General features: G+C 67.2%; 19 protein-coding genes and 1 pseudogene. 10 read left to right on the forward strand and 10 right to left on the reverse strand.

Going from position 1 to position 23320, the window contains the following annotated elements:
- Positions 1 to 8 precede the first annotated feature (8 nt).
- The 8 genes from QO259_RS13105 to QO259_RS13135 all read right to left on the reverse strand — a co-directional run bounded on the left by QO259_RS13105 (position 9) and on the right by QO259_RS13135 (position 7401).
- A complete protein-coding gene (locus QO259_RS13105) occupies positions 9 to 830 on the reverse strand; it encodes a carbohydrate ABC transporter permease (RefSeq protein WP_035474102.1) in 822 nt (273 codons plus the stop codon).
- A 13-nt stretch (positions 831 to 843) separates the two neighbouring features.
- A complete protein-coding gene (locus QO259_RS13110; RefSeq protein ID WP_207032280.1) occupies positions 844 to 1695 on the reverse strand; it encodes a carbohydrate ABC transporter permease in 852 nt (283 codons plus the stop codon).
- A gap of 167 nt (positions 1696 to 1862) precedes the next feature.
- Complete coding sequence (locus tag QO259_RS13115) at positions 1863 to 3176, reverse strand: ABC transporter substrate-binding protein (protein WP_285950289.1); 1314 nt, start codon at positions 3174 to 3176, stop codon at positions 1863 to 1865.
- Between the two features lie 517 nt (positions 3177 to 3693).
- Positions 3694 to 4641 carry a sugar-binding transcriptional regulator gene (locus tag QO259_RS13120; protein ID WP_285950290.1) on the reverse strand — a complete coding sequence of 316 codons (948 nt, stop codon included), beginning with the start codon at positions 4639 to 4641 and terminating at the stop codon, positions 3694 to 3696.
- Positions 4642 to 4734: 93 nt separating this feature from the next.
- Complete coding sequence (locus tag QO259_RS20295; protein WP_353057329.1) at positions 4735 to 5109, reverse strand: ATP-binding protein; 375 nt, start codon at positions 5107 to 5109, stop codon at positions 4735 to 4737.
- Positions 5010 to 6137, reverse strand: coding sequence for a sensor histidine kinase N-terminal domain-containing protein (locus tag QO259_RS13125; protein ID WP_353057287.1), 1128 nt, complete (start codon positions 6135 to 6137; stop codon positions 5010 to 5012). Before QO259_RS13125 ends, QO259_RS20295 begins: the two co-directional genes overlap by 100 nt.
- Positions 6134 to 6805, reverse strand: a complete 672-nt coding sequence (locus tag QO259_RS13130; RefSeq protein WP_285950291.1) for a response regulator — start codon at positions 6803 to 6805, stop codon at positions 6134 to 6136. The genes QO259_RS13125 and QO259_RS13130 overlap by 4 nt, the downstream gene beginning before the upstream one ends.
- Positions 6806 to 7029: 224 nt before the next feature.
- Positions 7030 to 7401 carry a PepSY domain-containing protein gene (locus QO259_RS13135; protein ID WP_207032296.1) on the reverse strand — a complete coding sequence of 124 codons (372 nt, stop codon included), beginning with the start codon at positions 7399 to 7401 and terminating at the stop codon, positions 7030 to 7032.
- A 183-nt stretch (positions 7402 to 7584) separates the two neighbouring features.
- On the opposite strand from QO259_RS13135, the gene QO259_RS13140 reads away from it, so the two are divergent.
- The 4 genes from QO259_RS13140 (at position 7585) to QO259_RS13155 (ending at position 11635) form a co-directional block, all read left to right on the forward strand.
- Positions 7585 to 8058 carry a hypothetical protein gene (locus QO259_RS13140; protein ID WP_106419648.1) on the forward strand — a complete coding sequence of 158 codons (474 nt, stop codon included), beginning with the start codon at positions 7585 to 7587 and terminating at the stop codon, positions 8056 to 8058.
- Complete coding sequence (locus tag QO259_RS13145; protein ID WP_285950292.1) at positions 8055 to 8513, forward strand: hypothetical protein; 459 nt, start codon at positions 8055 to 8057, stop codon at positions 8511 to 8513. The genes QO259_RS13140 and QO259_RS13145 overlap by 4 nt, the downstream gene beginning before the upstream one ends.
- A 126-nt stretch (positions 8514 to 8639) precedes the next feature.
- Positions 8640 to 9914 carry a nitrate regulatory protein gene (locus QO259_RS13150; RefSeq protein ID WP_285950293.1) on the forward strand — a complete coding sequence of 425 codons (1275 nt, stop codon included), beginning with the start codon at positions 8640 to 8642 and terminating at the stop codon, positions 9912 to 9914.
- Between the two features lie 353 nt (positions 9915 to 10267).
- Positions 10268 to 11635 (forward strand): NarK family nitrate/nitrite MFS transporter, encoded by a 1368-nt coding sequence (locus tag QO259_RS13155; RefSeq protein ID WP_285950294.1) that lies wholly within the window; start codon positions 10268 to 10270, stop codon positions 11633 to 11635.
- Between the two features lie 130 nt (positions 11636 to 11765).
- Here the strand turns inward: QO259_RS13155 and cobA are convergent, their stop codons facing one another.
- Positions 11766 to 12674: a uroporphyrinogen-III C-methyltransferase gene (gene cobA, locus QO259_RS13160; RefSeq protein WP_285950295.1), complete on the reverse strand. Its 909-nt coding sequence runs from the start codon at positions 12672 to 12674 to the stop codon at positions 11766 to 11768.
- On the reverse strand, positions 12661 to 15528 hold the full coding sequence (locus tag QO259_RS13165; RefSeq protein ID WP_285950296.1) for a nitrate reductase: 2868 nt from the start codon (positions 15526 to 15528) through the stop codon (positions 12661 to 12663). Before QO259_RS13165 ends, cobA begins: the two co-directional genes overlap by 14 nt.
- A gap of 619 nt (positions 15529 to 16147) precedes the next feature.
- Here QO259_RS13165 and QO259_RS13170 point away from each other — a divergent pair.
- The 6 genes and pseudogenes from QO259_RS13170 to QO259_RS13195 all read left to right on the forward strand — a co-directional run bounded on the left by QO259_RS13170 (position 16148) and on the right by QO259_RS13195 (position 23236).
- Positions 16148 to 17458 (forward strand): NAD(P)/FAD-dependent oxidoreductase, encoded by a 1311-nt coding sequence (locus QO259_RS13170; protein WP_285950297.1) that lies wholly within the window; start codon positions 16148 to 16150, stop codon positions 17456 to 17458.
- A pseudogene (gene nirB, locus QO259_RS13175) lies at positions 17455 to 20042 on the forward strand (nitrite reductase large subunit NirB). The gene QO259_RS13170 and the pseudogene nirB overlap by 4 nt, the downstream one beginning before the upstream one ends.
- On the forward strand, positions 20039 to 20533 hold the full coding sequence (locus tag QO259_RS13180; RefSeq protein ID WP_285950298.1) for a nitrite reductase small subunit NirD: 495 nt from the start codon (positions 20039 to 20041) through the stop codon (positions 20531 to 20533). Before nirB ends, QO259_RS13180 begins: the two are co-directional and overlap by 4 nt.
- Positions 20534 to 20658: 125 nt before the next feature.
- Positions 20659 to 21471, forward strand: coding sequence for a formate/nitrite transporter family protein (locus tag QO259_RS13185; protein WP_285950299.1), 813 nt, complete (start codon positions 20659 to 20661; stop codon positions 21469 to 21471).
- Positions 21472 to 21523: 52 nt separating this feature from the next.
- Entirely contained in the window at positions 21524 to 21976 is a 453-nt protein-coding gene (gene cynS, locus QO259_RS13190; protein ID WP_035474127.1) for a cyanase, read from the forward strand.
- Positions 21977 to 22213: 237 nt separating this feature from the next.
- Positions 22214 to 23236 carry a sugar ABC transporter substrate-binding protein gene (locus QO259_RS13195; protein WP_285950300.1) on the forward strand — a complete coding sequence of 341 codons (1023 nt, stop codon included), beginning with the start codon at positions 22214 to 22216 and terminating at the stop codon, positions 23234 to 23236.
- The last annotated feature ends 84 nt before the right edge of the window (positions 23237 to 23320 follow it).

Below are 23320 nucleotides of genomic sequence, written 5' to 3' on the forward strand. Positions count from 1 at the left end.
TGCATTCCTTATTTGACGGCGCCGAAGGTCAGACCGCGAACCATCTGCTTTTGGGTCATCCAGCCCAGGATCAGAATCGGCGCGATGGCCATCGTCGAGGCGGCGGAGAGCTTGGCCCAGAACAGCCCTTCGGGGCTCGAGAACGAGGCGATGAAGGCGGTCAGCGGGGCCGCGCTGGAGGTGGTCAGGTTGAGACTCCAGAACGCCTCGTTCCAGCTCAGGATCACCGACAGCAAGCCGGTGGAGGCGATCCCCGGCAGGGTCAGCGGCACCAGCAGGTAGAGCACCTCCTGGAGGGTGCCGGCGCCATCCATGCGCCCCGCCTCGAGGATGTCCTTAGGCACATCCTTGAAGAAGGTGTAGAGCATCCACACCACGATCGGCAGGTTCATCAGCATGTAGATCACGATCAGCCCGCTCAGGCTGTCGAGCAGCCCCAGATCGCGGAACAGCAAGTAGATCGGCATCAGCACACCCACCGGGGGCAGCATCTTGGTCGAGAGCATCCACAACAGCGTGCCGCGGGTGCGCGGCGTGGGCAGAAACGCCATCGAGTAGGCCGCCGGCACCGCGATCAGCAGCGCCAGCAGGGTCGAGCCGAGCGACACCACCACGCTGTTGATGGCGAACTTGACGTAGTCGGCCCGTGCCATGACCTCGTGGTAGCCGCTCAGGGTGGGCTCGAAGAACAGGCTGGGCGGCGTCGCCACCGCTTCGCCCTCGGTCTTGAAGCCGGTGAGGATCATCCAGAAGATCGGGAAGAACACGACCAGCGCGATGGCCCAGGCCAGCAGCGTGATCGCCAGTTTCTTGGTGATGGAAGAGTGCATGCGCTACCTCGCCTCAGGTCTCGAGATGCCGGGCCACGGTGCGGATCAGGAAGATCGCCACGATGTTGGCCAGAACGATGGCGATCACGCCGCCGGCGGACGCCCCGCCGACATCGAAGTCGAGCAGCGCGCGGATATAGATCAGGTAGGCCAGATTGGTCGACGCCAGCCCCGGCCCGCCGGAGGTGGTGACGAATATCTCGGCGAAGATCGTGAGCAGAAAGATCATCTCGATCATGATCACCACGCTGATCGCGCGCTTCAGGTGCGGCAGGGTGATGAACCAGAAGATCGCAATGGGCCCGGCGCCATCCATGCGTGCCGCCTCGACCTGATCGTCATCGAGGGACTGGATCGCGGTGAGCAGGATCAGCAGGGCGAACGGCAGCCATTCCCACGACACGATGATGATGATCGAGGTCAGCGGCAGCGACGAGAACCAGTCCACCGCCTGGAAGCCGAACAGGTTGAACAGCCACGCCAACACCCCGTTGACCGGGTGCATCATCATGTTCTTCCAGATCAGCGCGCTGACCGTGGGCATGATGAAGAACGGCGCGATCACCAGCAGGCGCGCGATGCCGCGGCCGAAGAACTCCTGCTGGAACAGCACCGCCAGCAGCGTGCCGCCGACCACGGTGATCGCCAGCACCCAGCCGACCAGCAGCAGGGTATTGCCCATCGCCGTCCACAGCGCCGGATCGGTGAGCAGGTAGGTGTAGTTGTCGACCCCGGCGAAGCCGGAGATAAACGGGTTGAGCAGGTTGTAACGCTGGAACGAGAACCACAGCGTCATGCACAGCGGTACCAGCATCCACAACAGCAGCAGGGAGACGGCGGGCGCCTGCAGCAGGAGCGAACGCATTCCGCCTACGGTGCGACCGGAAGCTCTATGACGCATGGCTAGGCCCATCGGTAAGCGTGGAAGGGAAGCGCGGCCGGATTCGAGCGGGCCGCGCCGTGACAATCGATGGCGCCCGCGAGCGGGCGCCGGGACGATCCTCGTCCTGCCGGATCAGTCCCTATACCGGATCAATCCTTGTAGTAACCGGCCTGACGCATGGTGCGGTCGGCGCTGCGCTGGGCGTTGCTCAGCGCCTGGTCGACCGTCTGCTGCCCGGCCAGGGCGGCGGCGATCATCTGGCCGACCTGGGTGCCGATGGCCTGGAACTCGGGGATGTCGGCGTACTGCACCCCGGTGTAGGGCACCGGCTTGGCGCTCGGGTCAGTGGGATCGGCGGTCTCGATCGCCTTGAGCACGAAATCGGCGAAGGGTGCAGCCTGCTGGTACTTGGGATTGTCATAGGTCGACTTGCGCGTGCCCGGCGGTACGCTGGTCCAGCCCTTCTTCTCGCCGACCAGGTCGACGTAGCCCTTGGAGGTCGCCCAGGTGATGAAGGTCTTGGCGGCGTCCTTGGACTTCGACGATTCAGGAATCGCCAGAGCCCAGGACCACAGCCAGTGCGAGCCCTTGGGGGTCTCGGCGATCGGTGCCGGGGCGAAGCCGAGTTCGTCGGCGACCTTGGATTCGCTGGGGTCGAAGATGCGCCCCGCCGCCGAGGTGGCGTCGACCCAGATGCCGCACTTGCCGCTGGAGAACAGCGCCTGGTTCTCGTTGAAGCCGTTGGAGGTGGCGCCCGGGGGGCCATCGTGCTTCATCATGTCGACATAGAACGAGACCGCTTCCTTCCACGCCGGCGAGTCGATCTCCGGGTGCCACTTTTCGTCGAACCAGCGCCCGCCGTAGGTGTTCACCAGCGTGGAGAGGAACGCCATGTTCTCGCCCCAGCCCGGTTTGCCGCGCAGGCAGATGCCGTAGACGCCGTTGTCCGGGTCGTTGAGCTTGTCGGCCCAGCCGCGCACCTCTTTCCAGGTCGGCTGCTCGGTCATCTGGATGCCGGCCTTCTCGAACAGGTCCTTGCGGTAGTACATCATCGAACTTTCGCCGTAGAACGGCAGCGCATAGAGCTTGCCCTTCTGACTCAGGCCGTCACGGATCGGCTTGAGCAGATCGTTCTCGTCGTAGTCCTTGGGCAGATCGTCGAGCGCGGTCAGCCAGCCCTGACGAGCCCAGATCGGCACTTCATAGGTGCCGATGGTCATGACGTCGAACTGGCCACCGTTGGTGGCGATGTCGGTGGTCAAGCGCTGACGCAGCACGTTCTCTTCCAGCACCACCCAGTCGAGCTTGATGTCGGGGTGGGCCTTTTCGAACTCGTCGGTCAGCCCCTGCATGATGATCATGTCGTTGTTGTTGACCGTCGCCACCGTAATGGTCTCGGCGTGGGCGGCCAGCGAGGTCAGCAGCGCGACACCGGCAGCAGGTATCAGGGAGATCGGGCGCATGGAGGGCTCCTTCAGCGAGGGCGGGCGTTGTTTTGATCAATCTACTCACAGCGTAGTCAAATGATCATTTCGCCTGCCGCGAAAAGCAAACCCCTGACCCTTAGACTTTGGCCAAAGGCGCCCGCAAAAAATCACAATCCGCTGATTTAGCGAAGGAAAAAACCAGCACGCACGCGGCAGCGGGGCTATCGACCATGGTCTATAGCCTCGTCAATCACGCCTGGAGGTAACGCTAGCGGTCGTTGGCGGTGCTTAGTTCCAGTGCTTAAATCCAGTACTTAGATCCCGCACTTGGAGGCAGCGCTTTGGGGCAGTAATTAGCGCTCATCTCCCAGTCTCAGATGATGGGCGCCGGGGGTAGGGCAAAGCGAGGGGCCTTTGCCAGGGATGGCAAAGGTAGCGCCCAGGGAGGGGTTTACAGCGCCCTCGCGACGCCCTTCCGCCGGATTAGCCCGCTTCGTCCACCGCGTTATTAGAGCCAGGCGTTGGAGACAGTACTGGGAGACAGACCTCGGGGTCAGGCCTCGAGCAGATAGCGCGCCGCCGCCTCATCGGTCACCAGACCCTTGAGCCAGCCGCCACGCAGCGCGCTCAGGATCGCCGGGCCCTTGTCGCGCCCGCCAGCCAGGCCGATCAGCGGCTGCGCGCCGAGCTCGGCCAGCGGCAGACTGGTGATGCGCCGGGTCAGCGGACAGTCGATCAGCTCGCCGGCCAGATTCATCGGCCAGCCCAGCAGCTCGCCCACGGCCCCCGCCGCGAGCAGCTCGTCGAGCTCGCCGCGGCTGATGAAGTGATCCTGGAACAGGGTCGCCTGCGGGTCGACGCGGCCGATTCCGATCACCCCCGCCTGAGCCTGGCGGGCCACCGCGAACACCGCCTGTACCAGCGGCTGCGCCAATAGTACCGACTTCTCCTCGACCGAGGCGGCGACCACCGGGGCCGGCAGCAGAAAGCGGCTGGCGCCGACCTTGTCGGCCAGCATCATCACCCCGTCGTAGCGGTTGGCGGAACCGTCGCGGGCGACGTTGCCCACCAGCGAGACGATCCGGTGCTGCGGCCGCGCCATCACCCCCAGCGCCTCCACCGCGGCACGCACCGAACGCCCGGTACCGAGGCACAGCGTCAGCGGCGCCTGGCTTTCGAGCAGCCCGGCCAGGCGCTCGGCCCCGGAGGGCGCGAGGAAGGCGGCGTTGCCGCCGATCGCATCGGGGCCACTGGGCACCACGTCGCAGAAGGCCAGATCGAAGCGCGCGCGAATGGCATCGCCCATCGCCATGCAGCCGGCAATCGGATGGTCGATACGGATCTTGACCAACCCCTCGTCCCGCGCCAGCGCCAGCAGGCGCTGGACGCCCGGGCGCGAGACCCCCAGCTGGGCGGCGATCTCGTCCTGGGTGCGCCCGCCGACGTAGGAGAGCCACGCCGCACGGGCCGCCTGTTCACGCTTGAGTTCGTGTTTGTCCATTGCCTGTCTTACCTGTGCCCGAGCCGGGTGCCTCGCTGGGAATCATCTCAACCCCGTCTCATCGGTGGCAAATGCAATGCCCTCAGAGGGTGTTCAACCGGACTTCTCCAACTGTGCCGAGACCGGCGATGCCGGCAGCCAGACATCCGCGGCGAGCCCGCCCAGCGGGGCGCGGTCCAGGGTCAGCTCACCGCCGTAGAGCGCCATCAGATCCTCGACGATCGCCAGCCCCAGGCCCGAGCCGGCCGCGCTGGTGTCGAGCCGCACACCGCGCGCCAGCGCCGATTCGCTCTGCGCCCGGGTCATCCCGGGGCCATCGTCCTCGACCCGCAGGCGCACGCCGTGCTCGGCCCGGCGCACCACGAAGATCACCCGCGTCTCGGCCCAGCGCAGCGCGTTCTCGAGCAGGTTACCGACCAGCTCCTGGAGGTCCTGCGGGTCGATGCGCGCCGTCGCGGTAGGGTCGATCTGGGCCTCGAAGCTGACCCCGCGGCGCTCGGCGAGACGCGACAGTCCCTGGACCACCGGCGCGATCGCCTCGGCGATGGTGACCCGCCCGGCGAAGGCCAGCCCGCCGGCAGCGGAGGCGCGCGCCAGATGGTGGCGCACGGCGTCGTCGATCCGCGCGAGCTCGGTATTGATCGGCTGGCGCTGCTCGGGGGGAAGCGCTCGGCCAGGGTCTTGAGCACGCTCACCGGGGTCTTCAGCGCGTGCGCCAGATTGCCCGCGGCGGCCCGCCCGCGCTCGATCAGGCGGCGGTCGCGCTCGAGCACGCTGTTCATCGCCAGTGCCAGCTCCTCGAGCTCGGCGGGCAGTTGGGTATCCAGGCGTTCGGCTTCGCCCTCCTCCACCGCGCGCAAATTGGCCGACATGCGCCGCAGCGGCGCCAGCCCCCAGCGCATCTGCAGCGCCAGCCCGGCCAGCAGCAGCACCGCAAAGGTGGCCAGCGAGATGATCAGCAAACGCTCGAAGCGCCCCACTTCGCGGTCGAGTTCACGGGTGGACCCGGCCAGGGCGACACGGATCACCTCGGGGTGGCCGGGCACGCGGATATCGCGCTCGATCATGCGCAGGGGCTCGTCGCGGGGGCCGGTGATGGCGAATACGCTGACGCCGTTCTGCGGCGCCGGCGTGGGCAGGCGCTGATCCCACAGCGAGCGCGAGGTGAGTGTCAGATCGCCCTCGTCGGTCACCTGCCAGTACCAGCCGGAGTAGACCCGCTCGAAGCGCGCATCCCCCAGCGACCGGTTGAGCCGCAGGTGCTGGCCCATGCCATCGATCTGGATGCCCGCCAGCAGCGCATTGAGCTGGGACTCCAGGCGGCTGTCGAAGGAAGCCGTGGCCGACTCGCGGAAGTTGTAGGTGAGACCGAAGCCGGCAAGCGGCAGCAGCACCACCACCAGCACCAGCGAGGCCAGCAGCAACCGGGTACCGAGAGGCGCACAGTAAAGCCGGTGTCTTGCCCGCGTCAGACGCGGGAATCGACTGGCGCTCAAGCCTCGGCCTCGAGGTCGATCAGCCGGTAGCCCTGGCCGCGCAGCGTCTCGATCCGCGCGCGGCCGAACTTGCGCCGCAGGCGGCTGATCTGCACGTCGATGACGTTGGAGTCGGGCTCGTGGTCACGGTTGTAGACGTGTTCGGAGAGTTCGGCGCGGCTGACGATACGCGGCGAGGCGTGCATCAAATAGGAGAGCAGGCGCGACTCCTGGGCGGTCAGGGTGATCGGCCGCCCGGCCAGCGTGACGCTGCCGGTGTGGGTGTCCAGGGTCAGCTCGCCGACCCGCAGCACCGGGTGCGAGTGGCCGTGGCTGCGGCGCACCAGGGCGCGCAGGCGGAACAGGATCTCGGCGGTCTCGAACGGCTTGACCACGTAGTCGTCGGCGCCGGCGGAGAAGCCCGCGGCCTTGTCCGACCAGCGCTCGCGCGCGGTCAGCACCAGCACCGGCAGATCGATCTCGTCCTCGCGCCACTGCGACAGCCAGCGAGTGCCATCACCGTCCGGGAGGCCGAGATCGAGAATCAGCGCATCGTAGCGCTCGGTGCGCACCAGATAGTCGGCCTCGCTGCCGGTGGTGGTCGACTCCATCAGCAGGCCGGCCTCCTCCAGCGCCGCCACCAGCGCTTCGGCGAGCGCCGCGTCGTCCTCGACCAGCAGTACTTTCATACCTCGACTCCCATCCCTCGACTAGGCACTGTCTGAAAAGTACTGTGCTCGCCCATGCGGCGTTAAAAATCGGCTCAAAATGCTCATTTACAACACGTAAACTCCGCGTTTTCGCCGATTTTTGCCTTGCCTGGCCTTCGCTCGTCGACTTTTCAAACAGCACCTAAAGTCCATCGACGCTACCGTCTCGACCCAGCCGCCTCGATATTCGAGGTCGGGCCGGCTCAAGGCGTCTTCTTCTTCATGGCCTCGATATTAACGCCTTCGATGCTGAGTAGCTCGCCGGTCGTGGCATCGAACTCGAACTCCACCACCTGACCCTGGGGGCCGATCATCTCCACCTCGTACTCGATGCTGCCGTGGCCATGGTCCTGCTCCAGCTCGACCTCGAGAATCTGCCCTTCGAACCGCGCCTCGAGCCAATCCATGATCGCGGTCATCGGCACCAGATGGCCGGCCTTGACCTCCTGGTGGAGGTCGTGCCAGTCCTGGTTCGCCGAGTCGGCCTCGTCATCCGCCGCCGACACGGGCACCAGGGCACCGCTGGCCAGGCACGGCAGAGCGATCAGTAGAGCGATAACGTTGCGCATTTTCATGCGCTCAGTCTGACCCATCGGCGATGAACCGGGAATGAACGCCCACCGTGCTGGCGTGGGCCGGAGGCGATGAACCGCAGATGAACGGCACTGTCAGTCCCGGGCAAGGTCGGCCCGCGTATAACGAAGGAACAGGGCGTTCGCCACGCGGCGCCCGCTGCCGGATAGACAGGGAGAACTGCCATGAAATATCGTCTCTGGATGTTACCCGCTGTCGCCATGGGTTGCGGCCTGAGTACCGGCGCCATGGCCAACGATGGCACCCTTTCCTACGCTGAGCTCGATGGCCTGCTCGGCAAGGCCGAACAGTACGGCTTCAGCCGTTACGAAAAACTCGACGTCGACCGCGACGACAATGTGCTGGAAGTCGAGGGCTGGCGCAACGATGGCTGGGAGCTGGATGTCTCGATGCAGCTCGACGACGCCAGCCTGACCCGCGAGAGCCAGCGCCGCTCCAGCGTGCCCGACTGGAGCCTCACCGGCGACCAGTTGCGCCAGGCCCTGAGCCTGGCCCAGGCACGCGGGATGCAACGCTTCGACGAACTCGAGGTCGATAGTAATGGGCACGTCGAGATCGAAGGCTACGATGCCAACCAGCGCGACCTCGATCTCGACCTGCGCCGCGATGCCCTCACCGCCACCGGAGAGACCCGATGACCGATCATCGCCAACAGCAGCAAAACGCCGCCTGGCGCGCCGCCCAGCAGTGGCGCGAGCGGGTTGACCGGACCCGCCCCGGCCAGGGTGCGAGCGGGCTGAGAATGCTCTTCACCTGGCTGATCTTCGGGATCGTGCTGTTCGTCGGTACCCTGCTGGGGATGTTCTTCCTGCTCGTCGGCTGGGCCATGCTGCCCTTCCTGCGCCACCGCATGAAGAAACGCGCCGAGCAGGTACGCGCTTCCCGCGCCCAGTACGCCGGCGGCAGCGCCGACCACGCCGAGCCCGGCGGCGAGCTCCCGCAGCCAGCGCGTGCTGGAAGGCGAGTACGAGGTGCGCTCCGAGCGCTGAAGCCGTCCTTCCACCTCCTCTTCCCCTCAGCGCGACCGCGCCGACGCCACCACAGTGACGTCGGCGCGGTCGTCTTGCTGCCATCGCTCCCACCCCAGTCTTGAAGCGAGACAGTCAGACGAACGACCCGCGTGCACGGCGTGCCGAGACGCGATAGAGTTTTCTTAGACCTTGGTCGCAGGCCGTATCCGGCGCTCCGGTACCCACAACAATAACGCCCAGGCTACCCCATGACCGCTACCCGACGGCTGCTGCAAGCAGCCAGTAAGCTCCAGCGCGAGCAGCTCGCGGCGCTTTCCGCGACCGTCGCCGTGGTGAGCGATATCAGTCGCTGCGTGCACGCCCTGCAGCGCGAGCGCGGCAGCTCGATCATCTACCTCGGTTCCGGCGGCAGCCGCTTCGGCGCGCAGCGCGATCAGCGCGTGGCCGACAGCGAGCTCGCCCAGGCCACGCTGGAGCAGCGCCTGGCGCCGTGGACCGCGCCCGAGACCGACGGCGCTCTACCGCACGGCCTGGCCGACGTGCGTATGCTGCTGAGCGTCGCCGCGGTGTGGCAGGATCTGGATACGCTGCCCGATCTGCGCCAGCGCATCGCCACTCAGCAGCTCAGCGCAGACGATACCCTTCGCGCCTTCAACCAGGTGATCGGCCATCTGCTGCAGGTGATCTTCGAGGCCGCCGATACCGCCAGCGACCCAGACATCATGCGTCGGCTGGTGAGCCTGTTCCATTTCATCCAGGGCAAGGAGCTGGCTGGCCAGGAGCGCGCCTGCGGCGCCCTCGGCTTCACCCTGGCACACTTCGACGCGCCCCATCGTGACACCATGGCAACGCTGATCGGCAGCCAGCACCGCTGCTTCGCGACCTTTGCCGAGTTCACCAGCCCCGACAGCCTGGCCCGCTGGCAGCAGCTCCAGTCCGGCCCGCTCCACGACACCTTCGAAGCCCTGCGCGAGCTCGCCTGCAGCGATACGCCGCTGGCGCGGACGCTCGACAACCCCGGGGAGCAGTGGTACGCCGTCGCCACCCAGCGCATCGACGCCATGCACGAGGAGGAGACGCGTCTGCTCGACGCTCTGCGCGCCTGCTGCCACCAGCGCCTGCAGCAGGCCGAGCCCACCGACACGGCGGCACGCCTCGACGCGCTGCCCGAGGCGCTGCTCTGGGCCAGCCCGGTGGCGCTGTTCACCCAGCAGCAGGCGCCCACCGGCGCGCTCACCCTCGACACCATCGAGTCGCGCTTCAACCGCTCGCTGGTCGAGCTGGTACAGGCCCAGAACGCACGCCTGCAGCGTATCGGCGACGAGCTCGAGAGCACCCGCCAGGCACTGCGCGAGCGACGCGAGATCGAACGCGCCAAGGGCCTGCTGATGACCCATCAGCAGCTTTCCGAGGCGCAGGCCTACCGATTGCTGCGCAAGACCGCCATGGATCAGAGCAAGCCGCTGATCGAGGTGGCGCGCAACGTCATTCAAGTGGTCGAGATGTTCGACCCGCAGGGGTAATGCCAAGGCGCCTGGCCCGCCCCGCGCCTGCCCTGGTGCAGGCGCGCGCGCGGTTGCACCAATATCTGCCGGCAAAGCCGCCAAGACACCCAGGCAAATTAGAGCCGTAGGCGTCAGCCGATTGATTTTGCTCGACTACCGCCATGTTGGCACCCGGCCTGCTTCGTCTCTCATGGCGGGCCAACGGCGGCTCGCGCTCAGGTATCCCCTGGCGTACTGACCCAGACAGGGTCGGCAACAGATCGGGCAACGGCGCCCATCATCGATTCGTGCACGGCATGAATCGATGATGGGCGCCGTTTTGCGTTCTCCCCCGCGACATTCGCGCGACGACTGCGGAGCACCTCACCCCAATGGACATTCGACACAAAGCCAATCGGATTCGACTCTTCAGCTTCTCGACCCCGCCCATGCGAGCCTTTCACCTCTCCTGGTTCGCCTTTCACGTCTGCTTCTTCGGCTGGTTCGGCATCGCCCCGCTGATGGCAGTAGTGCGTGACGACCTGGGGCTGACCAAGACCCAGATCGGCAACACCATCATCGCCTCGGTGGCGATCACCGTGATCGTGCGGCTCGCCATCGGTCTGCTGTGCGACCGTATCGGACCACGCAAGGCTTACACCTGGCTGCTCTGCCTGGGCTCGCTGCCGGTGATGTCGATCGGCCTGGCCGACAGCTTCGAGAGTTTCCTGCTCGCGCGCCTGGCGATCGGCGCGATCGGCGCCTCGTTCGTCATCACCCAGTACCACACCAGCGTGATGTTCGCGCCCAACGTGGTCGGCACCGCCAACGCCACCACCGCCGGCTGGGGCAATCTCGGCGGCGGCACCACCCAGATCCTGATGCCGCTGGTGTTCTCCGGCATCCTGATGCTGGGGGTGAGCGAAACGCTCGGCTGGCGCCTGGCCATGGTGGTGCCGGGTATCGTGCTCTTCTTGACCGGGCTGGCCTACTACCGCTTCACCCAGGATGCCCCTGACGGCAACTTCAGCGAGCTGCGCGCGCGCGGCGAGCTGCCCGCCGCGGATCGGGCCCACGGCGCCCGCCAGAGTTTCATGGCAGCGATCAAGGATGTGCGCGTCTGGGCGCTGTTCGTGGTCTATGCGGCCTGCTTCGGGGTGGAGCTGACGATCAACAACATCGCCGCCATCTACTTCTTCGATCAGTTCGACCTCGACCTCGCCACCGCCGGGCTGATCGCCGGGCTGTTCGGACTGATGAATCTGTTCGCACGCACCCTGGGCGGCGTGTTCTCGGATCTGTTCGCCCGCGGCAGCGGCCTCAAGGGGCGGGTACGCTGGCTGTTCGTCGCCATGCTGTGCGAGGGTATCGCGCTGATGGGCTTTGCCCAGATGCAGACGCTCGCCGTGGCCATCGCCATCATGCTGGTCTTCAGCCTGTTCGTGCAGATGGCCGAGGGCGCCACCTTCGGCGTGGTGCCCTTCGTCAACCCGCGCGCCCTGGGCGCGGTGGCCGGCATCGTCGGGGCCGGCGGCAACGCCGGCGCGGTGGCCGCGGGCTTCCTGTTCCGCAGCGAGGCGCTCACCTATCAGCAGGGGCTTTTCTATCTGGGTGTCACGGTGAGCCTGGTGTCACTGGCGACCTGGGCGATCCGTTTCAGCCCCGCGGCGGAAGACGAAGCGTGCACGGCCTACCGCGAGGCCGACAGCCGTCGCGGCCATACACCCAACGACACACCGAACACCCTGGCCACCCACTGAGCACGTGCGCCAGACCCCACAGCGCGGGCCGATCGGGCCCGCGCTGTGGGTATCGCTCTTTTCACCACGTCTATCATCGCTACCATCGCCAGTCCCCCGGCCCGCGTAACGGGCCAGGTATCCGGCACGATCACTCGACGCGCGTCGCCATCACCCTCGGCGCGGCGGGCGAGGTGTGGGTCATCGCCACCACGCTGCCCACCACGATCAGACAGGGCGACGGCAGGGGCGACTCGGCCAGCCGTGCGGGCATGTCCGCCAGGGTGCCCACCAGCGCCTGCTGCTCGGGCAGCGAGGCGTGGCTGATCAGCATCATCGGCCAGTCATCGGGCAGGCCGGCAGCGCGCAGACCGTGGCAGATCGCCGCCACCTTGGACAATCCCATGTAGAACACCAGCGTCTCGTCGCGCCGCGCCAGCGCGGCCCAGTCCGGCGTGCCCTGCTCCCGGCAGAGCTGGGCGGTGACGAAGCGCAGCTGCTGGGCGTGGGCGCGGTCGGTCAGCGGGATACCCATGGCCGCCACGGCCGCCGAGGCGGCGGTGAGCCCGGGGACGATCTCGACCTCGGCTCGGGTCGTGGCGATTGCCGCCAGCTCCTCGCCCATGCGACCGAAGACCCCTGGGTCGCCCCCCTTCAAGCGCACCACCCGCTTGCCCGCAGCGGCCAGTCTCGCCAGCAGCGCGCCGATCTCCGCCTGGGGCACGCTGTGGTGGCCACGCGCCTTGCCCACGTAGTAGCGCTCGCAGCCCGCCGGCAGCAGCGCCAGCACGTCGTCGCCGACCAGGCGGTCGTAGACCACCGCCTCGGCCTCGGCGATCCGCCGGGCGGCGCGCAGGGTCAACAGGTCCGCGGCGCCAGGGCCGGCGCCGACCAGGCTGACACGCCCGTAGGGACCGGCGGTTGGGGTAACGGCACCGACGCCGGCAAGGTCGACGCCGCGCGCTGTCTCCGGCCTCAGCCACTGGCGACCGCGCTGCCACAGCCGCGCCCAGCGGGCGCCGAAACGGGAATCGTGGATACTGAGTTCAGGCATCGACATGGGCGCTCTCCTCTTCGATCAGCGCTTTCAATTCGGGTTGGCAGGAGCCGCACTGGGTGCCGCAGGCGAGCCGCGCCCCCAGCGCCTCCACGCTGGTATCGCCGGCACGGATCGCGGCGACGATGCGCCGCTGGCCGACCTGATGGCAGCTACAGACGATGGTGCCGTCATCCTCGGCGCCACTGTCGCAGCCGGCCAGGACACGTCGGCGGTCATCGCCCTCAAGCCCGCGGGCGAAGCGCTGTTCGAGCCAGTGCAGCGCGGGCAGCGACGCCGGCGGCCCGACCAGCAGCCACCAGCGCAGCCGGCCGGCCTCGATACCGCTGGCGCGCAGCCTCCCCTGGGCGGCGTCACAGCTCCACTGGGAGACCGCCACCGGCAGCTCGGCCGCCAGCCACGCCAACCAGTCACGACCGGCGCTCTCCGGGGCACCGCCGAGCTGCCAGCGCAGCGCGTTGGCGAGCGGAATGCGCGCCCAGTAGTCACAGCCGGGGCGCGGGTCGATGCTCATCGCCAGATCGTCGGCGACGAGCAGCGTCGCCTCCCAGGTCAACGGCAGCGGCCGCAGCGCCACCGCGCCGTGCTTCGATTCGGGCTGCCCGGAGAGCGGGTCGACGTGGGCCTGGATCAGCGCATTGACCTTGGCACGGCCGCTGAAGGCCGCGTTCCAGTGCATCGGTGCGAACAGCTCGCCACGGCGCTGCGCCTTGGCCAGGCGCGCACGGGCCCGATAGCACCCACCGGGTGCTGCCAGTTCGACCAGCTGCTGATCCTTGATGCCGGCGTCGGCGGCATCCCGCGGGTGGATCTCGACGAACGGCTCGGCGCGGTGATTCATCAAGCGTGGCGCACGGGCCGTACGCGTCATGGTGTGCCACTGATCGCGGATGCGGCCGGTGTTGAGACGCAGGGGATAGCGCGCCGTGAGCGCCTGTGCCGGGGCGCGGGGGCGCACCGGCAGTAGCCGTGCGCGACCATCGGGCGTGGCGAAACGGCCATCCACGAACAGCCGCGGCGTGCCCGCCGGAGCGCTTGCGTTGACCGGCCACTGGATCGGCGCCAGGGCGTCGTAGCCTTCGCGGTCGAGATCGGCCAGACCCGAGATATCGAAGACCCGCCAGGGGCTATCGGCCTCTGCCGCGCCCGCAGTGCTATCACCGTTCTCGAACCCCGAGAGCCGGGCATGCTCGGCGAAGATCTGCGCCGGATGGCGGTAGGCGAACGCTTCGGCGTAACCCAGGCGGGCGGCGACCTGGCTCAGCGCCCACCAGTCGTGGCGTGCCTCCCCCGGTGGCGGCAGCAGCCCGCGCTGGCGCGAGATACAGCGCTCCGAGTTGGTCACGGTGCCATCCTTCTCCGACCAGCCGGTGGCCGGCAGCACGATATCCGCCACCTCCAGGATCTCGGCGTTGGCCAGGCAGTCGGAGACGATCACCAGCGGGCAGGCGGCCAGAACGCGCTTGATGTGGTCGGCCCGCGGCAGACTGACCACCGGGTTGGTGGCCATGATCCACAGCGCCTGTATCTCGCCGCGCTCGATCGCCTCGAACAGCGCCACCGCCTTCAACCCCGGCCCTTCGGGCAGGCTCGGCGTCAGCCCCGGCGTGCGCCAGAAACGGGTCACCCGGTCGATCGCCCCGGGCGAGTCGTAATCCATGTGCGCCGCCAGCTGGTTGGCCAGACCGCCGACCTCGCGCCCACCCATGGCATTGGGCTGGCCGGTGATCGAGAAGGGCCCGGCGCCGGGCAGGCCCAGTTTGCCGCCGGCCAGATGGCAGTTGATGATCGCTTGGCACTTGTCGCTGCCGCTGCTCGATTGGTTGATACCCTGGGAGTAGAGCGTGACCACGTGCAGCTGGCTGGCGAACCAGTAGTAGAAGGTCTCCAGGCGCTCCGGGTCGATATCGCAGTCGGCGGCGATGGCCGCGAGCGAGACATCGTCTTCCCGCGCCGCGGACAGGGTCTGTTCGAACCCCTGGGTATGGCGTGCGAGGTAGGTGCGGTCGAGCCGCCCGCTGGCCGCCATCCACGCCAGCAGGCCAGTGAACAGACGCGCATCGCTGCCGGGGGCGATCCCCAGATAGAGATCGGCGATCTCGCAGCTGTCGGTGACCCGCGGGTCGATCACCACCACCCGCAGCAGCGGATTGCGCTGCTTGGCCGCCTTCAGCCGCTGGTAGAACACCGGATGATTCCAGGCCGGGTTGGCGCCCACCAGTACCACCAGCTCGGCACACTCCAGATCGGCGTAGCAGCAGGGCACGGCGTCGGCCCCGAAGGCGCGTTTGTAGGCACTCACCGCCGAGGCCATGCACAGCCGCGAATTGGTATCCACGTGGGGAGTGCCCAAAAAGCCCTTGAACAGCTTGTTGGCGACGTAGTAATCCTCGGTCAACAGCTGGCCGGAGAGATAGGCCGCGACCGACTGCCGGCCATGCTCGCGCTGGGTCGCCGCCAACCGCTCGGCGAGGGTATCGAGCGCGCTGTCCCAGTCGACCCGCTGGCCATCCACCTGCGGATACAGCAGCCGCCCGTCAAGGCCCAGCGTCTCGTGCAGCGCACTCCCCTTGACGCACAGCCGCCCGCCATTGGCCGGATGGCTGCGCGTCCCCGCCACCGCCGAGGGCTTGCCGTCGCTGAAGGTGATATCGACACCACAGCCGACGCCGCAATAAGGGCAAGTTGTGGTGCCCTTGGAAGGCGGGCAAGTGGTGGTGCCATTGGAAGACGGGCAAGTCGTGGTGCCCTTAAAAGGCGGGCAGGTGTCGGTGCCCTCACCCATCACGTCGCCGGCGCCAGCGGCTCGGGGCGTCGCTTGCGAGGTGGGTTGAGATGCAGTTCGAGATAGCGGCATGGACTCCTCCCTCGATGCGCCAACAGCAGTGGGCACAAAAAAGGCCCGACCCCAAGCCGTAGCCTGGTGTCGGGCCTCGTTGCCCGTACCGCGTGCCCTGCCTCGAGCCCACGGATACTGTGTCACGGTCGTGCGGCTCGCGTTGGCCGCGTGTCGGCAGCGTCGATGCCCGCCGCAGCGGGCGACAGCGCCACTGCTCGTTTACGCCGCAATAACCGCGCCTTTTCGACGTTTTTGCCTTTTTATCAATACCCTACCCCGCTCGACGAGGCGCAACCGGCGTACTCGGCGCGATCTGACGCACGCCGATGCCAACTGATGGTGCAGTCGACGCGGTCGCTGCACCGTCAAGGCTCAACCTCGCTTGCCGAGACCCGCTGCCGCCCTCTCCTCCCTGATATCAACCCACTGAATCGGCGGTGATATCGGCACGCTGGCATGCGCTTCGCTTGGATCAACGCAGCAGCGGCCAACGGCGGTCGCGCTGCGTGTTAACCGATCCAGATTCAGGCCCATTCAGATTCAGGCAAAGGCGCCTGATGCCGCGGAGCTTCTCCTTCGCGTCATCAGGCGCCTTTTTGCGTTGTATGGGGCTTACCCGCCGCCAAGGGAGGACGAGATGAGAGAGATCGCACAGCCTGCCGAGCCCCTGAACACAGGCCCCCGGCGCTGGATCATCGTCGGCAATGGCATGGCCGGACATCGCCTGCTCAATACGCTGCGCACGCGCTGCCTCCTCGATGTCCAGATCACCCTGATCGGTGAAGAGCGTGCCGCCGCCTACAACCGGGTGCTGCTGTCGCCCTGGCTGGCCGGAGAGATCGCGCGGCCGGCGCTGGATCTGGAGATCGCCGAGACGCGCGGCAACGTCAGCGTCAGCGAGCGCCTGGGCCAGCGCGTCACGGCCATCGACCGCGCCGCCCGCGAGGTCACGCTGGAAACGGGCGAGCGTCTTGCCTATGACCGCCTGATTCTGGCCACCGGCTCGCACCCGGCGATGCCCCGGATTCCGGGCATCGAACTGGGCAACGTCGGCGCCTTCCGCACGCTCGACGACGCCGACTGGCTCGCGGCCCAGCCCCCGGGAAGCAAAGCCATCGTGGTCGGCGGCGGCCTGCTCGGCCTGGAAGCCGCCGAGGGCCTGCGCCGGCGCGGCCTCGAGGTGACCCTGCTGCAGCGCAGCGAACGGCTGATGAACCGGCAGCTGGACCGCACCGCCGCGGACTGGCTGGCGCAGGCCCTGGCCCAGCGCGGGTTGACGCTCTTGACCGGCGTCACCCTGGCGCGCTGTGAAGGCGACGCCGTGGGTAACGTCTGCGCGGTGACCCTCGCCGACGGCCGCCGGCTGGCCGCCGACTGCGTGGTCATCGCCGCCGGCATCGAGGCCCACAGCGAGCTGGGCAGATGCGCCGGGCTCGACGTCGCTCGCGGCATTCGCGTCGATGCCCACCTCACCACCAGCGACCCCCGCATCCATGCGCTGGGGGAGTGCTGTGAATTCGAGGGCGCCACCGTGGGGCTGGTGGAACCCATCTGGCAGCAGGTCGAGGTGCTCGCCGCGCATCTGTGCGCCGACGCCCCGGGCCAGCCCACCACGCCCGGCTATGAGCGGCACGACTGCGCCACCCGGCTCAAGGTCGCCGGCGTCTCGCTCTACGCCTTCGGCCCGGCCGAAGCCGAGGACGCCGCCACCGAGGTACTCACCTATGCCGACGCCGAACATGGCGACTATCGCCGGCTGCTGCTGCGCGACTCGCGTCTGATCGGCGCCCTGCTCTACGGCGACACCGCCGCCGGCCCGGCGCTCTTCGCCCTGGCCCAGGCGGGCACGCCCTTGTCTCTCTGTCGCGAGGCACTGCTGTTCGGCCCGCGCGATATCGAACGCCACCTGGCCACAGAGGCCCAACCGACCCAGGAGGAAGCGGCATGATACGCGACGCTACCACACCGGCAGCCGATGCCCCGGCACGCCTGATCGTGATCGGCAACGGCATGGTCGGCCACTACTGCCTCGAGCAGCTGGTCGCCCGTGACCTTCACCAGCACTATGCGATCACCGTGTTCGGCGAGGAGCGCCACCGCGCCTACGATCGGGTGCATCTCTCCGACTACTTCGGCGGCAGCGATGCCGAATCACTGGCGCTCGGCGATGCCGACTTCTGCGCCCGCCACGGCATCGAGCTGCGCCTGGGCGAGTGCATCAGCGCGATCGATCGCGAGAGGCGCGAGGTGGTCAGCGTCGTCGGCCGCTACCCCTTCGACCGCCTGATCCTGGCCACCGGCTCCTACCCCTTCGTGCCGCCGATTCCGACCCCGGCGGAGGACGCCAGCGGCCACGCCCGGCTGGTCTATCGCACCCTCGATGACCTCGACCAGATTCGTGCCGCGGCGGCGTCGCTGGCACAGCGCGAGGCCCCCGCGGAGTGGTGGTCGGCGGCGGCCTGCTGGGGCTGGAAGCGGCCAACGCGCTCAAGTCGCTGGGGCTGGAGGCTCATGTGGTCGAGTTCGCGCCGCGCCTGATGCCGGTGCAGCTCGATGCCGAGGGCGGCCAAGCGCTGCGGGCACGAATCGAGGCGCTCGGCGTCGGCGTGCACGTGGATCGCGCCACCCGCGAGATCGTGGCCGGCGAGGATCACCGCTATCGCATGAGCTTCACCGACGGCACCTGGCTGGAGACCGATCTGATCGTGTTCTCCGCCGGTATCCGCCCGCAGGACCGGCTGGCGCGTGAGTGCGGCCTGGCGGTCGGCGAACGCGGCGGGGTCGTCATCGACGACACCTGCGTCACCTCCGACCCGGCGATCTTCGCCATCGGCGAGTGCGCGCTGTGGAACGGCCGGATCTTCGGCCTGGTCGCCCCCGGCTACACCATGGCGCGCACCGTCGCCGGCTGTCTGGACGATGTCTGTGAACCCTTCAGCGGCGCCGACATGTCGACCAAGCTCAAGCTGCTCGGCGTCGACGTCGGCTCGATCGGCGACGCCCACGCCACCACCGAGGGGGCGGTGAGCTATCGCTTCATCGACGAGGCAGGCCACGGCTACCGCCGCCTGGTGGTCTCCGCCGACGGCAAGCGCGCCCTCGGCGCGGTGCTGGTGGGCGACAACGGCTACTACGACACCCTGCTGCAGTACGTGCAGAATGCCATTCCCCTCCCCGCCGACCCCGCCAGCCTGATCCTGCCCCAGGGCGAGGGCGCGCCGCTGCTGGGGGCCGATGCGCTGCCGGAGAGCGCCGCCATCTGCTCCTGTCACAACGTGACCAAGGGCGCGGTGTGCCAGGCGGTGGCCCAGGGCTGCACCGATCTCGCGTCGCTCAAGGCCGAGACCCAGGCGAGCACCGGCTGCGGCGGCTGCACCGCGCTGCTCAAGCAGGTCTTCGACCATGAACTCGAAAGCCGCGGCATCGCTGTCGACAAGAGCCTGTGCGAACACTTCGCCCATACCCGTCAGGAGCTCTACGACCTGGTGCGCGTCGAGGGCATCGAGAGCTTCGAGGCACTGCACGCGCGCCACGGCAAGGGGCATCTGGGGTGCGACATCTGCAAACCGGCGGTAGCCTCGATCCTGGCCTCGTGCTGGAACGCGCCGATCGCCGAGCCGTCGTTGATTCCGCTGCAGGACACCAATGACACCTTCATGGCCAACATGCAGAAGAACGGCACCTACTCGGTGGTGCCGCGTATCCCCGGCGGCGAAATCACCCCGGACAAGCTGATCGCCATCGGCGCGGTGGCCAAGAAGTATGCGCTCTATACCAAGATCACCGGCGGCCAGCGTATCGATCTGTTCGGCGCCCAGCTCCACGAACTGCCCGAGATCTGGCGCGAGCTGATCGAGGCCGGCTTCGAGACCGGTCACGCCTACGGCAAGTCGACGCGCACGGTGAAATCCTGCGTCGGCAGCACCTGGTGCCGCTACGGCGTGCAGGACAGTGTCGCCATGGCGCTGACCATCGAGAATCGCTACAAGGGCCTGCGTTCGCCGCACAAGCTCAAGTTCGCCGTTTCCGGCTGCACCCGCGAATGTGCCGAGGCGCAGAGCAAGGATGTCGGGGTGATCGCCACCGAGCACGGCTGGAACCTCTACGTCTGCGGCAACGGCGGCATGCGCCCGCGCCACGCCGAGCTGTTCGCCACCGATCTCGACGATGCCACGCTGCTGCGCACCATCGACCGTTTCCTGATGTTCTACATCCGCACCGCGGACAAGCTGCAGCGCACCTCGGTGTGGCGCGAGAACCTCGACGGCGGCCTCGACTATCTCAAGCAGGTCATCCTGGAAGACAGCCTCGGCCTGGGCGCCGAGCTGGAGGCGCAGATGCAGCAGGTGGTCGACCGCTACGAGTGCGAGTGGGCCGGCGCGCTCAAGGACCCGGAGAAGCTCAAGCGCTTCCGCACCTTCGTCAACGACCAACGCCCCGACCCCGATATCGTCAGCGTGGAGGAGCGTGATCAGCCACGTCCGGCGCGTGACGAAGAGATCGCCTCGCTGGCGGTGGAGGTGAGCTCATGAGCCTCTCGACCCTGGCGGCATCGCCCACGGCGCAACGCTCGTTGCCACACTGCGTGCGCCTCTGCACGCGGGCCGATCTGGTGGCGCACTCGGGCGTGGTGGCCTGGTACGCGGGCCATCAGATCGCGATTTTCTATTTACCGGGTCGGCCCGACGCTGCCGACGGTCGTTCCAGGCAGCCCGAAGACGCTGCCGGCCTTTCCAGTCGGCCCGACGCTGCCGACGATCGTTCCAGGCAGCCCGAGGACGCTGCCGGCGAGCGCCTCTACGCCGTCGACAACCGCGACCCCTTCTCGGGGGCCAATGTGATCGGGCGCGGCATCATCGGCGAGCTCCAGGGTGAGCGAGTGGTCGCTTCGCCGCTCTACAAGCAGCACTTCCGGCTGCGTGACGGGGTCTGTCTGGAGCACCCCGAACAGCGCCTGCAGACCTGGCCCGTCGCCCTGCGTGGCGATGACGTCGTGCTGCTCGAGGCGGATACCCGATCCTGAGCGCCGCGGTCGTCACGACCGACTGCCGCACGCGCCCGGTGCAACTGGCTGGACCCAGCAGTAAACGCTTTTCCTGTAACGACGATTCACAACAACGACAAATCACGACAAGCGAGGAAAGCCCCATGTCCTATCTCACGCCCGCCGAGTTCGTCACCAAGATGGTCGACACCGGCGAATCCAAGATCTTCATGTCGACCCGCGACACGGTGATCCGCGCCTACATGGCCGGTGCCATCCTGGCCCTGGCCGCGGCCTTCGCGATCACCATCACGGTGCAGACCGGCCAGCCGCTGGTGGGCGCGATCCTGTTTCCGGTGGGGTTCGTGATGCTCTATCTCATGGGCTTCGATCTGCTCACCGGGGTGTTCATGCTGACCCCGCTGGCGCTGCTGGACCGGCGCCAGGGCGTCACCGTCGAGCGGGTGCTGCGCAACTGGGGCTGGGTCTTTCTGGGCAATCTCGGCGGCGCGCTGACGGTGGCGCTGATGATGGCCTTCATCCTCACCTACGGTTTCTCCATCGGCCCCGGCGCGGTGGGCGAAAAGATCGCCGGTATCGGTGAAGCGCGCACACTGGGCTACGCCCAGTACGGCCTGGCCGGCTGGTTCACCATTTTCGTGCGCGGCATGCTGTGCAACTGGATGGTCTCGATGGGCGTGGTCGGCGCGATGATCTCCACCTCGGTGAGCGGCAAGGTGATCGCGATGTGGATGCCGATCATGCTGTTCTTCTACATGGGCTTCGAGCACTCCATCGTCAACATGTTCCTGTTCCCCTCGGCGATGATCATGGGCGGCGGTTTCTCGGTCATGGACTACATGATCTGGAACGAGATCCCCACGGTGCTGGGCAATCTGGCCGGCGGTATCGCCTTCACCGGTCTGACCCTCTACGCCACCCATGTGCGTACCGGCCCCAAGCGCGACCTGATCTGACCCACCCGCCGCCGGCGACGGCGGCACACGTATCGACCCCAGGAGACACCCCATGGACAAGCTGGAAATGCACCACACGCTGATGGCCGCCAAGGCGCGCCAGGGCCTGAGCTGGGACGACCTGGCCGCGGCCAGCGGCCACTCGCCGGTGTGGGTCGCCTCGGCCTGCTACGGCATGAACAGCGCCCCCGCGGAAAGCGCGCGCCGGATCGCCGAGGCCTTGGACCTGAAAGAGGAACTCGCTGACGAGGTGGTGGCGGCACTCGAAGCCTTCCCCACCAAGACCTGGGATCAGGCCGTTCCCCAGGACCCGCTGATCTACCGGCTCTACGAGATCGTCGGCGTCTACGGACCGACGCTGAAGGACGTCATCCAGGAGAAGTTCGGCGACGGCATCATGAGCGCCATCGACTTCGAGATGGCAGTGGAGCGAGAGGAAAATCCCAAGGGAGATCGGGTGGTGGTGACCTTGAACGGCAAGTTCCTGCCCTATAAGAGCTGGTGAGGCGAAGCCCGCCGGCCTACGCGCATGCCGGCGGGGAGGCCGGCACCCAACAATTCTTCAACGAGGGGTTAGTAGGAGATTTCTCATACCATTTGTTACGAGACCTTTGCCTTATTTACAAAAAATCACACAAAAAGCCAAATCGAACCTGTGCCGTCGGGTATCTGGCCGCCCAGCGAGCCGGACCGAGTCACCGTGACAACGTAACCACACTCGATCGCGACACAGGTGTTTTCGATGAAAAAAGTCTGGATCCACTCTTTGGCGTGCTGCAGCGCGATGAGTGCCGCGCTACTCGCCTCCCCCGTTTTCGCCAAGGATGTCAGCGCCTGTCTGATCACCAAGACCGATACCAACCCCTACTTCGTGACCATGAAGAAAGGCGCCGAACAGAAGGCGGCCGAACTGGGCGTCACGCTGAAGACCTACGCCGGTAAGTACGATGGCGACAATCAGGGCCAGGTCGAGGCCATCGAGACCTGCATCGCCGATGGCGTCGACGGCATCTTGATCACCCCTTCCGATACCAAGGCAATCCTTCCCGCGATCCAGAGGGCGCGTCAGGCCGGCCTGATGATCGTCGCCCTCGATACCAAGCTGCAGCCGACCAGCGCCGCCGATGCCACCTTCGCCACCGACAACGTCGAAGCCGGCAAGCTGATCGGCGAGTGGGCCAAGCAGCACATGGGCGATAAGCAAGCTCATATCGCATTCCTGGATCTGGCGGTCAGCCAGCCTTCGGTGGGGGTACAGCGCGATCAGGGCTTCATGCAGGGCTTCGGCATCGATATCAAGGACCCCAACCGCTGGGGTGACGAAGACGATCCGCGCATCGTCGGCCACGACCTGAGCTACGGGGCCGAAGATCGTGGGCGCACGGCGATGGAAAACCTGTTGCAGAAGGACCCGAGCACCAACCTGGTCTACACCATCAACGAACCTGCGGCGGCCGGCGCTTATCAGGCTCTCAAAGCGGTGGGGCTGCAGGATCAGGCCACTATCGTCTCCATCGATGGCGGCTGCCCAGGGGTGAAGAACGTCCAGGAAGGCATCATCGGCGCCACGTCACAGCAGTACCCGCTATTGATGGCGGCGAAAGGCATCGAGGCGGTCAAGACCTACGTCGACACCGGCGAGAAACCCCAGAACAGCCCAGGGCTGGACTTCATCAACACCGGGGTCAATCTGGTCACCGACCATCCGGTCGAAGGCGTCGACTCGATCAGTACCGAGGAAGGCCTGAAGCGCTGCTGGGGCTAGCGCCACGCCAAGAGCGACGGCTTTTCATGGCCATGCGCCGGCAGTGACGAGCACCATGCCGGCGCGTCAGGGATTGCCATCTGA

The organism is Salinicola sp. JS01 (assembly GCF_030284585.1).
Classification (GTDB): Bacteria; Pseudomonadota; Gammaproteobacteria; order Pseudomonadales; family Halomonadaceae; genus Salinicola.

Bases quoted from the DNA above. Each gene is read 5' to 3' on its own strand.
- QO259_RS13130 (WP_285950291.1), bottom strand. From the start codon at position 6,805: ATGAAAGTACTGCTGGTCGAGGACGACGCGGCGCTCGCCGAAGCGCTG.
- QO259_RS13165 (WP_285950296.1), bottom strand. From the start codon at position 15,528: ATGCCGCTATCTCGAACTGCATCTCAACCCACCTCGCAAGCGACGCCC.
- QO259_RS13195 (WP_285950300.1), top strand. From the start codon at position 22,214: ATGAAAAAAGTCTGGATCCACTCTTTGGCGTGCTGCAGCGCGATGAGT.
- QO259_RS13155 (WP_285950294.1), top strand. From the start codon at position 10,268: ATGGACATTCGACACAAAGCCAATCGGATTCGACTCTTCAGCTTCTCG.
- QO259_RS13105 (WP_035474102.1), bottom strand. From the start codon at position 830: ATGCACTCTTCCATCACCAAGAAACTGGCGATCACGCTGCTGGCCTGG.
- QO259_RS13145 (WP_285950292.1), top strand. From the start codon at position 8,055: ATGACCGATCATCGCCAACAGCAGCAAAACGCCGCCTGGCGCGCCGCC.
- QO259_RS13170 (WP_285950297.1), top strand. From the start codon at position 16,148: ATGAGAGAGATCGCACAGCCTGCCGAGCCCCTGAACACAGGCCCCCGG.
- QO259_RS13180 (WP_285950298.1), top strand. From the start codon at position 20,039: ATGAGCCTCTCGACCCTGGCGGCATCGCCCACGGCGCAACGCTCGTTG.
- QO259_RS13140 (WP_106419648.1), top strand. From the start codon at position 7,585: ATGAAATATCGTCTCTGGATGTTACCCGCTGTCGCCATGGGTTGCGGC.
- QO259_RS13185 (WP_285950299.1), top strand. From the start codon at position 20,659: ATGTCCTATCTCACGCCCGCCGAGTTCGTCACCAAGATGGTCGACACC.
- QO259_RS13110 (WP_207032280.1), bottom strand. From the start codon at position 1,695: ATGCGTTCGCTCCTGCTGCAGGCGCCCGCCGTCTCCCTGCTGCTGTTG.
- QO259_RS13115 (WP_285950289.1), bottom strand. From the start codon at position 3,176: ATGCGCCCGATCTCCCTGATACCTGCTGCCGGTGTCGCGCTGCTGACC.
- QO259_RS13120 (WP_285950290.1), bottom strand. From the start codon at position 4,641: ATGGACAAACACGAACTCAAGCGTGAACAGGCGGCCCGTGCGGCGTGG.
- QO259_RS13135 (WP_207032296.1), bottom strand. From the start codon at position 7,401: ATGAAAATGCGCAACGTTATCGCTCTACTGATCGCTCTGCCGTGCCTG.
- cobA (WP_285950295.1), bottom strand. From the start codon at position 12,674: ATGTCGATGCCTGAACTCAGTATCCACGATTCCCGTTTCGGCGCCCGC.
- QO259_RS13150 (WP_285950293.1), top strand. From the start codon at position 8,640: ATGACCGCTACCCGACGGCTGCTGCAAGCAGCCAGTAAGCTCCAGCGC.
- cynS (WP_035474127.1), top strand. From the start codon at position 21,524: ATGGACAAGCTGGAAATGCACCACACGCTGATGGCCGCCAAGGCGCGC.